General features: G+C 42.2%; 10 protein-coding genes. All 10 read right to left on the minus strand.

Going from position 1 to position 12,306, the window contains the following annotated elements; genetic code table 11:
- Positions 1 to 167: 167 nt before the first annotated feature.
- Positions 168 to 884: a YebC/PmpR family DNA-binding transcriptional regulator gene (locus M1G05_RS06170; protein ID WP_000532893.1), complete on the minus strand. Its 717-nt coding sequence runs from the start codon at positions 882 to 884 to the stop codon at positions 168 to 170.
- 96 nt (positions 885 to 980) lie between these two features.
- Entirely contained in the window at positions 981 to 2,351 is a 1,371-nt protein-coding gene (locus tag M1G05_RS06175; protein ID WP_247953357.1) for an MATE family efflux transporter, read from the minus strand.
- Positions 2,352 to 2,465: 114 nt separating this feature from the next.
- Positions 2,466 to 3,620 carry a recombinase RecA gene (gene recA / locus M1G05_RS06180; protein WP_084947860.1) on the minus strand — a complete coding sequence of 385 codons (1,155 nt, stop codon included), beginning with the start codon at positions 3,618 to 3,620 and terminating at the stop codon, positions 2,466 to 2,468.
- Positions 3,621 to 3,674: 54 nt separating this feature from the next.
- Positions 3,675 to 4,931 carry a competence/damage-inducible protein A gene (locus tag M1G05_RS06185; protein ID WP_247953358.1) on the minus strand — a complete coding sequence of 419 codons (1,257 nt, stop codon included), beginning with the start codon at positions 4,929 to 4,931 and terminating at the stop codon, positions 3,675 to 3,677.
- An 88-nt stretch (positions 4,932 to 5,019) separates the two neighbouring features.
- A complete protein-coding gene (gene lytR / locus M1G05_RS06190; RefSeq protein ID WP_000239273.1) occupies positions 5,020 to 6,072 on the minus strand; it encodes a glycopolymer--peptidoglycan transferase LytR in 1,053 nt (350 codons plus the stop codon).
- Positions 6,073 to 6,079: 7 nt separating this feature from the next.
- Complete coding sequence (locus M1G05_RS06195) at positions 6,080 to 6,598, minus strand: GNAT family N-acetyltransferase (RefSeq protein ID WP_000455546.1); 519 nt, start codon at positions 6,596 to 6,598, stop codon at positions 6,080 to 6,082.
- Positions 6,588 to 7,031, minus strand: coding sequence for a tRNA (adenosine(37)-N6)-threonylcarbamoyltransferase complex ATPase subunit type 1 TsaE (gene tsaE / locus M1G05_RS06200; RefSeq protein WP_247953359.1), 444 nt, complete (start codon positions 7,029 to 7,031; stop codon positions 6,588 to 6,590). The genes M1G05_RS06195 and tsaE overlap by 11 nt, the downstream gene beginning before the upstream one ends.
- 96 nt (positions 7,032 to 7,127) lie before the next feature.
- Positions 7,128 to 7,760, minus strand: coding sequence for a competence protein (locus tag M1G05_RS06205; protein ID WP_247953360.1), 633 nt, complete (start codon positions 7,758 to 7,760; stop codon positions 7,128 to 7,130).
- 130 nt (positions 7,761 to 7,890) lie between these two features.
- Entirely contained in the window at positions 7,891 to 8,313 is a 423-nt protein-coding gene (gene ndk, locus M1G05_RS06210) for a nucleoside-diphosphate kinase (RefSeq protein WP_247953361.1), read from the minus strand.
- 304 nt (positions 8,314 to 8,617) lie between these two features.
- Positions 8,618 to 12,295, minus strand: coding sequence for a DNA-directed RNA polymerase subunit beta' (rpoC, locus tag M1G05_RS06215; protein WP_049487426.1), 3,678 nt, complete (start codon positions 12,293 to 12,295; stop codon positions 8,618 to 8,620).
- Between the last annotated feature and the right edge of the window lie 11 nt (positions 12,296 to 12,306).

Consider the following 12,306-nt stretch of genomic DNA (forward strand, 5'->3'; position numbering starts at 1 on the left):
TTTCTAACTATCACATTTAGTTCTCCAAGGAACTAAATAAGTTTCCATGAGAACTATTTTATCACTTTGAAAAGAGATGTCAAGAAAAAGTTTCCTAGAGAACTATTTTCTTGATTAAAAAAATCCCAAGTGAGCTTATCACTTAGGATCATGTTCTCTAGGTTAAATTAGAAGCCGTCTACGTTTGTGTAGATTTTTTGTACATCTTCGTCGTCTTCAAGGACGCTATAAAGTTTTTCAAAAGTTTCAAGGTCATCGCCTGACAATTCCACTTCTGACTGAGGAATCATTTCCAATTCTGTCACTTGGAATTCTTCGATACCTGACTCACGAAGGGCAACGATAGCCTTGTGAAGGTCAGTTGGAGCTGTGTAAACAGTAATTGTTCCTTCTTCTGCTTCTACATCGTCCACATCCACATCTGCTTCTAACAATTGCTCAAAGACTGCATCTGCATCTTCACCAGCAAATACGATAACACCCTTGTTGTCAAAGAGGTAAGAAACTGAACCTGAAGCACCCATGTTTCCACCATTTTTACCAAAAGCTGCACGGACATTGGCCGCTGTACGGTTAACGTTAGAAGTCAAGGTATCAACGATCAGCATAGAACCGTTTGGTCCAAATCCTTCGTAACGTCCTTCTGTAAAGGTTTCGTCTGTGTTTCCTTTTGCTTTATCAATCGCTTTATCGATAACGTGTTTTGGTACTTGTGCTTGTTTAGCACGGTCGATAACGAATTTCAAAGCAGTGTTTGATTCTGGGTCTGGATCACCTTTTTTAGCTGCTACATAGATTTCTACACCAAATTTTGCATATACTTTAGAGTTAGCTCCATCTTTAGCCGTTTTCTTGGCTACGATATTGGCCCATTTACGTCCCATTAGGAATCTCCTTTTTTCACATTTTAATCTTTCTTATTATAACACAAGTTTTTTCGATTTTCACTAGAGGAAATAGATTTTATTTAGCAAATCAAGCTAGGATGGTACTTTTGTTACCAAGATTTCCTTGCCTTCTTTTATCAAGGGGTGACGGAAAAGCGAAAAGTACAGTTGGATGGTCATGGCAACCCAGATTAGGGGTTCGCAAAGGATAACTCCCTTATAGCCCGCCCAAGGGATAATCAAGACCACAAAAGCGATTTTCCCGATTAGTTCTATAAAGCTAGAAAGCAGAGGAAGGACTTTTTGCCCCAAGCCCTGCAAGCAATTACGATAAATCAACAAGAGACTCAAAATAGGATAAAAGGCTGAGCTGATTTGCAAATAGAGACTGCCATTTTCTACCAAGTAGTTATCCGTCGAACTAGCCAAGAAGGAAACTAAGACTGGACTGGAAAAAAAGAGGAAGATACAAACAAAAACTGCCCAGGATATACTTAAACGACTGCCGATTCGAAGTCCTTGAACAATGCGGTCTGGTCGCTTAGCTCCTAGATTCTGAGAAGCAAAGGTCGTCATCGAAGCAGAAATAGCAGTCATAGGAAGAAGGGCGAAAGCCATAATGCGTCGAGCCGCCGTCTGGGCACTAATAATCACTGCACCAAAGGTATTGACAGAAGACTGCAAAATCACACTGCCAATGGACACAATCGAACTCATCAAGCCCATAGCCAAACCTTGCTCCAAGAGATCCGCGTACAAGGCCTTGTTCCATTTAAAATGTTTCAGTTGAGGGAGAAGTTCTGGCACACTCTTACGGATATAATAAAAGCAGAGAACCGCTGATAAGCCTTGCGAAATGATGGTAGCAAGTCCCGCAGATTGAACTCCAAGATGCAATTGCGTAATAAAATAGAGATCGAGAAGCACATTAACCAAGGCAGAGAAAATCAGAAATCTCAGAGCTGCCAGACTATCCCCAATAGAACGCAACAAGCCTGCAAAGAGATTATAGGCAAAACTAACACCGACACAGGTCACAATCATAGAAATATATTGATAGGACTGGTGAAGAATTTCTGCAGGAGTATCTAAATATTGCAAGAGTGGATACAGACCGACAAACCCCAGCAGCATAACTACAATACTCAAAAGAGCACCTAAAATCCAGGTGGCTGCTACTGCCTCCTTGATTTTAGTGAAATTCCGAGCTCCATAATAGCGGGCAATGACAATTCCCATGCCATTGCCAACACCAAGAGTAAAACCTACAATCAGGTCAAAAATCGCTGTCGTCGCTCCTACTGCAGCCAAGGATTCTTGACCAAGAAATCGCCCAACAATCAAGACATCAGCAGTGTTATAGAGTTGCTGAAAGATATTAGACAGCAAGATTGGGAAGGCAAAACTCACAAGCGAGGGAAGAATAGGACCATGAATCAGGTCCACTGTTCGTTTTTTATTCATAAGGCTATTATATCAGCTTTCTAGAAGAGCGACAAGAAACAGCAAACTATAGATGTTCTGAGATCTTGAACAAAGAATCGAAAAAGCAGTGGATTTCTCCACTACTTTGACAGCTTATTCTTCAATTTCGATTTCAAGTTCGTCGCCTAGGTCAAGTGTAACTTCTTCATTCACAGAGTCTACTTGAGCTGCTTCATCTTTTTTGCTTTCAGCAGCTTCTTCTCCATCAATCAAACCAAATTGAACACGAACTTGATGGTCAATTTCATCAAAGATTTCTGGATTATCTGCCAAGTATTTCTTAGCATTTTCAGAGCCTTGCCCGATTTTCTCATCCTTGTAAGAGTACCAAGCTCCTGCTTTTTTGATGATATCCAAATCGCTTGCGATTTTCAAGAGTTCACCAGTCTTAGAAATCCCTTCTCCGTACATGATTTCAACGAAGGCTTCCTTAAATGGTGGAGCCACCTTGTTTTTCACGACCTTGATTTTAGTTTCTTTACCGACGTTGGTGTCTTTTTGGTCACCAGTTCCCTTGATTTGTGTACTTCCACGAACATCCAAACGGACTGATGCGTAGAATTTCAGAGCACGTCCACCAGGAGTTGTTTCTGGATTTCCAAACATGACCCCAACTTTTTCACGCAATTGGTTGATAAAGATGGCAATTGTTTTGGTTTTATTGATAGAAGCACCGAGCTTACGCATAGCCTGGCTCATCATACGAGCCTGCAAACCAACGTGGCTATCACCGATATCTCCATCAATTTCCGCACGAGGTACAAGGGCCGCAACTGAGTCAACTACGACAAGGTCAACTGCACCTGAGTCAATCAATTTTCCTGCAATCTCAAGACCTTGCTCTCCTGAGTCTGGTTGAGACAAGAGCAATTCGTCAATGTTAACACCAAGGGCCGCAGCATAAGCTGGATCGAGTGCATGTTCCGCATCGATAAAGGCTGCAATCCCACCTTCTTTTTGTGCTTGCGCAACTGCATGAAGGGCAACCGTTGTCTTACCAGATGACTCTGGCCCATAGATTTCAATGATACGTCCCTTAGGATAACCACCTGAACCAAGGGCAATATCAAGAGCCAAAGAACCTGAACTCATCACTTGCACCTTTTGCTCAGCACGTTCACCCAAACGCATGATTGATCCTTTACCAAAGTCTTTCTCAATCAGTTTAAGAGCGTCATTCAAGGCTTTTTCACGTTCAGCCCCGAATTTTTTTGAAATTTCATCTAATTTTTTTGGTTTTTTCGCCATTCTATTCTCCTACATTCTAATGGTCCTCAGACCTATCTACTATTATATCAAAAGTTAGTCACTTAATAAAGCCTTGCGAACTAGGTTAAAGGCATGCATAACAGCAATGTGACGTACATCTGCTCGACTTCTGCCTCCAATATTAACCTTGATGACCTCAGTTCCATGCTCTTGAGCCAAGCCTATGAAGACTGTCCCAGCTGGGTGCCCTTCTAGGCTATCTGGACCTGCCACTCCAGTCAAACTAAGGCCAAAATCAGACTGGGTCTTGATTCGTGCCTGCTCAGCCATCTTCTGAGCTGTAAATTCAGACACCACACCATGTTCTTCCAAATCCTTGGCAGGAATATCCAACATCTTTGATTTTTCCTCCAAACTATAGGTTACAAAACCACCCTTAAATATACTTGAAGCACCCGAAAAATCCGCTACATTGGCTTGGAAAAGCCCTGCCGTTAAACTCTCTGCAGCCGTGATGGTTTTCCCTTGTTTTTTCAGTTCTTCTACCACAATGCTGGCCAAACTGGACTCTTCCCCATAACCATAGCAAAGTTCTCGTAAAGAAAGGCCTTCAAAGGTCTGGCGACCTAAGATTTGATTTTCCAAGATATCCAGCACTTGATTCGCCTCTTCTTGACTGCTAGCCTTTGTTGACAGACGCAAGGTTACCTCCCCTGTCTTAGCATAAGGGGCCAAGGTCGGATCTGTTTGATTATCAATCAAATCAGACAAAATCGTAACCAGCTGGCTCTCGCCAATTCCAAAGAAACGAAGAACTCGGGAATACAGCTTGCTCCCTGTCATCAACTTGGGTAGAAGTTGGTTTAAGACCATCGGTTTCAATTCACTTGGTGGACCTGGAAGGACAACGTAGGTCACTCCATCGACTTCCAAAATGCCTCCCACAGCCAGTCCAGTTTCGTTGGGCAGTGGAGTCGCTCCTTCTACAATTTGAGCTTGTCTTTCGTTATTCGGTGTTCGGGCATAGTCTGGTCTCTGGGCAAAAAAGACATCCAACTTCTCCTGAGCCTGAGGATCGAAGACTAATTCTTTCCCTAAAAATTTAGCCAGAGTTTGTTTGGTCAAATCGTCCTCAGTTGGCCCTAAACCACCTGTCAAAATCACCAGACTGCTACGTTGACTGGCAATTTCAAGCAAAGACAAGAGACGAGCTTCATTGTCTCCTACAGCCGTCTGAAAATATACGTCTACCCCAATCTCTGCTAGTTTTTCCGACAAAAACTGGGCATTGGTATTAACAATCTGTCCGGTCAAAATCTCTGTTCCAACAGCAATGATTTCCGCTTTCATGTTTCCTCCTACCTATCTATTCGTATTTTTTTGAAAAAATCGCAGGAAATTTCCCACGATTAATTTTTTATTTGTATTAAAAAACGAACTATTCTACTTCATTTGTTACAAAGACACCTTGTTGTTGATTCTCCCCATCACCAACAGGCACCCGTCCAAACAAATCTTCAAATAAGACAACATTTGTTTCCAGCTGAGTGACTTCTTCTTGTCCCAAAGAACGTCGCAATATATTCTGCATTTCCAACATATGCTCTCTCGAAACAATCTGGTAAGAAATACCTTGCAACATCTCTCCTTCGCCCTTCAATTGTTGAGATTCAATGGTTTTAAATGAATCTTTATAGCCCAACAAGCTAGGAATACTTTTCGCAGATAAATCAATATTAGTCTGCATATTCGTACTTAAGGCTTTTAAGATAGACTGATAGTGACTAACGCTATTCAAACTAAGAACTTTTTCAACAACCTTTTGAATGACTTCACGCTGACGCTTCTGACGTCCGTAGTCTCCTTCTGGGTCTTGATAACGCATGCGGGAATAAACAAGCGCTTCTTCTCCATTTATTGTCTGTTCTCCAACACCGATAGAAATGGTATTAAATTCCTCTTGATCACTAATAGAAATTGGGAAGCCTAGCGTGTTATTGACAGTTATACCACCCACTGCATCGACTAATTGTTGCAATCCTTGCATATTAACCATAATGTAGCGATCGATATGGATATTCATCATCTTTTGAATGGTTGAAATAGCTAACTCTGCACCACCACCAGCATAGGCAGCGTTTAACTTCGCTTCCTCAATCTGGCCATCTTTATGCTGAATTTTAGTCAGGATGTCACGTTCCAAACTCAACATCATGGTTTTCTTAGTATGTGGATTCACCGTCAAGAGAATCATGGAATCACTATTTCCAGCCCATTGATCTGTACGCTCTACATTCCCAGTATCAACCCCCATCAAAAGAATCGTTAAGGGTTCAGTCGCCTCAATAACATTGGTTTCTTCTCCGATTTTTTTATAGGTTTTTGATAAGGTTTGTGTACCTTGCTGATAAATAGTATAAGCAAAAACACCCACACCCAAAACCGTCACAGCTAGAAAAGCTAGCACCATTCCAATAATTTTTTTAACCATATTTCTATCAATCTATCAGTCTACCCATCAGGTAAACATCGATAAATTCCCCTTCTTCTATGTAAGCACCGCGCTCTTGTCTACCTTCAATTACAAAGCCATGCTTTTGATATAAATAAACTGCAGCCTGATTACGAGTTTGGACAGTGAGTTGAAGTCGACGAAGAATGCCACTAGCCTGCGCCCATTCTAGGACTTCTTCAAGTAACAAACTCCCCAGTCCATTATTCCAATACTTCTTACCAATCACAATAAAGAGATCTCCAATATGACGAACTCTCTTGCGTTGATCAGCTGTGATATTTACAAGACCAGCAATTTCATCATTCAGCAAGGCAAGTAAAGTGATTTGATTTTCCGATTGAGCCTGTTTATCCAAAAACAACTCCATCTCAGTATCTGTCATCAAAATGCCATTCCTGTCCAGACTGGTAAAATCTGTTTCTACACTGACACGATTTAAAAATGTCACTAATTCAGCCGCATCACTAGGTTCTGCTTCTCTAATGAGCAATTCATACTCCATGTTGAAGCTCCTCTAAGAGTTTTTCTGCACGCAAACCCTTTGCTTGGAAATGTAATCTGCGACCGTCTTCTTCTTTTAGAATTTCCAATTCTAAATAAGTATCTGGCAAGGCATCACCTAAAAGATGTCCCCACTCGATGACAGTTACCCCACCACCAAAGAGAAACTCATCCAAATCAATAGAATCCGCATCTCCCTCAATACGATAAACATCTAGGTGGTAAAGCGGAAGACGACCTTCATATTCTCTTACGATCGTATAGGTTGGACTCTTAATCATCTGAGTAATCTGTAAACCTTTAGCAAGACCCTTTGTAAAGGTCGTTTTGCCTGCTCCAAGTTCTCCAGTTAGAATTAAGACGTCATTTTTTTCTAATAAATAGCCCAAACGTTCACCTAAGGACTGTAACTCTTCTTCGTTTTTAGTGTACATGTTTCTATTATACCAAAAAGTTGTCCTTTGTCGAGATATTATCTGTGAATTCCATATTATGAATTGTAAAAACTTCGGTCAGTTCTTATTTTGATTTTAAAATAGAAACAGTAAGAAGACAACTAACAAGATATCTCTCATCAAATGACTGTAAAATGAAACTTCCCAGCGAATGACTTTTGGCACCAACAGTCCTAGAAATAGCATTCCTAAGGTAATATAAAAGGTCATGGACAATAGCATCCAAGGATTTCTGAGGAAGATTAGAATAGCTAGTCCACTAATAAAACACATTTCCTTCTTTCCCAAAAACTTTTTCACTCCATTTACATACTTCTGAATCGGCAGAAAAACTAACAAATCAATACCAAATAAGAAAAAGAAGCTCGGTAGAAAATCTTCCACAAACCCTTCTACGGACGTATTTCCTGCAAGGATATGCTCTATGACAATTAAAGCTAAACCCAAAATGTTTACTAAGAGCAAGAGACTATACAAGAATTGTTGCTTATCTTCCTTAAAAACTGAATAAGATTGATTTCGCTGTCCACTATAGTAGTTTAGCCCTGCACCAATACTGGCAAGGAGCAACATGCCAACTAAGTAATAGAAGCAGTTTTGATTTAACATCAAGGCCCAAGTCGATAAACTTAAACAAGAACAGCTACTAATACCAAAAACTGTCAGCAACAACAAAACACGAATTTGCTTTTTCATTTTTTCCATCATTCTTCCTCCCTTACTTGCTCTTATTATAAGCTAGAAATTCTCATCATTGCTAGAATATTTCTCAACTGTCAGTTTTCTACTCTAAAATGCAAAAAAGTTTGATGCAAGTAACCCTTACATCAAACTTTTACTACTTTCCGTCAAACCAAAGAGCAATTTCTCGCTTAGCTGACTCTTCTGAATCTGAACCATGTACAACATTTTGAATAGCTTGGTTTTCACTAGCAGCTTTTGCAAAATCACCTCGAATCGTTCCTGGTAAAGCTTCTTCTGGACGAGTCGCACCCATCATGGTCCGCCAAGTTTCAATTACTTTGGGACCAGAAATGATACCTACAAGAACCGGTCCTGAAGTCATAAATTCACGAATCGGTGGGTAAAAACTTTGACCAACCAAGTCCTGATAGTGCTGGTCAATCAGCTCTTCTGAAACCTGTGAACGCAACTCCAATTTTTCGATTGTAAATCCACGTTGTTCGATGCGTTTCAACACTTCCCCCACTAGTCCTCTTTTTACACCATCTGGTTTAATGATAAAAAATGTTTGTTCCATACTTGTCTCCTTTGTCAGCTTCTTTCTTTTATACTCTTCGAAAATCTCTTCAAACCACGTCAACGTCGCCTTGCCGTAGGTATGGTTACTGACTTCGTCAGTTCTATCCACAACCTCAAAACAGTGTTTTGAGCTGACTTCGTCAGTTCTATCTACAACCTCAAAGCAGTGCTTTGAGCAACCTGCGGATAGTTTCCTAGTTTGCTCTTTGATTTTCATTGATTATTATTTTACCACATTTCATGGAAGAATGGAGAAAGTTTTCAGAAAAGAGAAAGAGAACCCTAAGGCTCTCTCATCTCTTTTATTCTACTGTTTCTTCCACAGTTTCAACGGCAGTATCCACAACTACTTCTGTTGTTTCTTCATTTCCTTCTTCCTCTACTGGAGGATTAAGGTATTCTTCTTCGTTGATAGCTTGTGGTTCAAGGTTACGGTAACGGGCCATACCAGTACCTGCTGGGATAATCTTACCGATGATAACATTTTCTTTAAGTCCAAGGAGATGGTCTTTCTTACCACGGATAGCCGCATCAGTAAGGACACGAGTTGTTTCCTGGAAGGAAGCCGCTGACAAGAAACTATTTGTTTCAAGTGAGGCTTTGGTAATTCCCATAAGAACTGGGCGACCTGTCGCTGGAACTCCACCTGCGATAAGGACATCTTTGTTAGCATCTGTAAAGTCATTGATATCCATGAGGGTACCCATGAGAAGGTCTGTATCTCCTGGATCCATGACACGTACTTTACGGATCATTTGACGAACCATTACCTCGATGTGTTTGTCGCCGATTTCTACCCCTTGGCTACGGTAAACTTTTTGTACTTCACCGAGAAGGTAAGTTTCAACTGACAAGACATCACGAACTGCAAGGAGACGTTTTGGTTGGATAGAACCTTCTGTAAGAGCAGCACCACGCGCTACTTGGTCACCAACCTCAACACGCATACGAGCGGTAAATGGAACGACATATTCACCTTCGCCAGTTTCACCCTTAACAAAGACTTTCTTAGTACGAGTTGATGCATCTTCTTCGATAGCTGTAACTTGTCCTTTAACCTCTGTGATAACCGCTTCCCCTTTAGGATTGCGGGCTTCAAAGATTTCTTGGACACGAGGAAGACCCTGAGTGATATCGGTATTTGAGGCAACCCCACCCGTGTGGAAGGTACGCATTGTAAGCTGTGTACCAGGTTCCCCGATAGATTGGGCAGCGATTGTACCAACTGCTTCACCAACTTCAACCGCATCACCAGTCGCCAAGTTGATACCGTAACAGTGACGGCAGACACCGTGACGAGTGTTACATGTAAACACGGAACGGATAGTCACTTCTTCCACACCAGCATTGACAATTTCACGCGCCTTGTCTTCTGTAATCAACTCATTTGGACCGATAATCACTGCACCAGTTTCTGGATGTTTAACAGTTTTCTTAGTGTAACGACCGTTGAGACGTTCTTCTAGAGACTCAATCATCTCTTTTCCTTCTGCGATAGAGCGGATCAAGAGACCACGGTCAGTTCCACAATCGTCCTCACGGATGATAACGTCTTGGGCAACGTCAACCAAACGACGAGTCAAGTAACCTGAGTCGGCTGTCTTAAGGGCCGTATCGGTCATACCTTTACGAGCACCGTGAGTGGAGAAGAACATTTCGAGTACTGACAAACCTTCGCGGAAGTTTGAAAGGATTGGCAATTCCATGATACGTCCGTTCGGAGCCGCCATCAGACCACGCATACCGGCAAGCTGTGAGAAGTTTGAGATGTTACCACGGGCTCCAGAATCCATCATCATAACGATTGGATTCTTAGGATCTTGGTTGGCAATCAAACGTTTCTCAAGTTTTTCACGGGCAGCACGCCATTCAGCTGTAACGGCATTGTATCGCTCGTCGTCTGTGATCATACCACGACGGAATTGTTTTGTGATTTGTTCTACACGTTTGTGTGATTCTTCAATGATTTCAGCCTTGTCATCAACGACTGGGATATCGGCAATACCCACTGTCAATCCTGCAAGAGTTGAGTGGTGGTAACCGAGGTTCTTCATACGGTCAAGTAGGGCAGAAGTTTCTGTCGTACGGAAACGTTTGAAGATTTCAGCGATGATATTTCCAAGGTTTTTCTTCTTGAATGGAGGGTTAAGTTCAAGATTGCTGATAGCTTCCTTGATATCTCCACCAAGTGGCAAGAAGTATTTAGCTGGAACGCCTTCTGTCAAGTTGGCATTGTTTGGTTCTTGCAAGTATGGTAGACCCTCTGGCATAATGTCGTTGAAGAGGATTTTACCAACTGTTGTAAGCAAGACCTTGTGTTTTTGCTCTTCTGTCCATGGTTTGTTGAGGCTGTCTGTTGCGATACCAACACGTGAGTGGAGGTGAACATAACCATTACGGTAAGCCATAACCGCTTCGTCACGGTCTTTGAAGACCATTCCTTCACCTTCACGACCAGCTTCTTCCATTGTCAAGTAGTAGTTACCCAAAACCATGTCCTGAGATGGAGTAACAACTGGTTTACCATCTTTCGGGTTCAAGATGTGCTCAGCAGCGAGCATCAAGATACGAGCTTCTGCTTGGGCTTCTTCTGAAAGCGGTACGTGGATGGCCATTTGGTCCCCGTCAAAGTCGGCATTGTAGGCTTCACAGACAAGCGGGTGCAAGCGAAGGGCCTTACCATCAATTAAGACTGGCTCGAAGGCTTGGATACCTAAACGGTGAAGGGTCGGTGCGCGGTTCAAAAGCACTGGGTGTTCTTTGATCACTTCTTCAAGGATATCCCAGATGCGTTCGTCTCCGCGTTCCACCAAGCGTTTAGCCGCTTTGACGTTTTGTACGATATCACGGGCAACAATTTCACGCATCACGAATGGTTTAAAGAGCTCGATTGCCATTTCACGTGGCACACCACATTGGTACATCTTAAGAGTTGGACCAACGGCGATAACGGAACGTCCTGAGAAGTCAACACGTTTACCAAGCAAGTTTTGACGGAAGCGTCCTTGTTTACCTTTAAGCATGTGGCTCAATGATTTAAGAGGACGGCTACCTGGTCCTGTGATTGGACGACCACGACGACCATTGTCAATCAAAGCGTCAACCGCTTCTTGAAGCATACGCTTCTCATTTTGAACGATAATACCTGGTGCATTCAACTCAAGCAAACGAGCCAAACGGTTGTTACGGTTGATAACACGGCGGTAAAGGTCGTTCAAGTCAGATGAGGCAAAACGGCCACCATCCAACTGCAACATTGGACGAAGATCTGGTGGAATAACTGGAAGGATGTTAAGAATCATCCATTCAGGTTTGTTTCCAGACTTGTAAAAGGCATCCAAAACATCCAAACGACGGATAGCTTTGACACGTTTTTGTCCAGTAGCTGTTTTCAACTCTTCTTTGAGTTCAGCAATTTCTTTTTCAAGATCTACTTGTTTTAAAAGGTCTTGGATAGCTTCGGCACCCATCTTGGCAACGAATGATCCATAACCATATTCACGCAAGCGCTCACGGTATTCGCGCTCAGTCATGATAGACTTGTGCTCAAGTGGTGTATCCTTAGGATCAATCACCACATAAGCCGCAAAGTAGATAACTTCCTCGAGAGCACGAGGGCTCATATCAAGGGTCAAGCCCATACGGCTTGGAATCCCCTTGAAGTACCAGATGTGAGATACAGGAGCTTTCAACTCAATGTGCCCCATACGCTCACGACGAACTTTCGTACGCGTTACTTCAACCCCACAGCGGTCACAAACAATCCCTCTATAACGAATGCGTTTGTACTTACCACAAGCACATTCCCAGTCTTTTGTAGGACCAAAGATAACTTCATCAAAGAGTCCTTCACGTTCTGGTTTCAAGGTACGGTAATTGATTGTTTCAGGTTTTTTGACTTCTCCATAAGACCATGAACGGACTTTACTTGGAGAAGCTAGGGTGATTTGCATACTTTTAAAACGATTTACATCAACCACTATTTCTTCCC

Origin of the sequence: Streptococcus mitis, from assembly GCF_023109515.1 — a bacterium.
Lineage (GTDB): Bacteria > Bacillota > Bacilli > Lactobacillales > Streptococcaceae > Streptococcus > Streptococcus mitis_CS.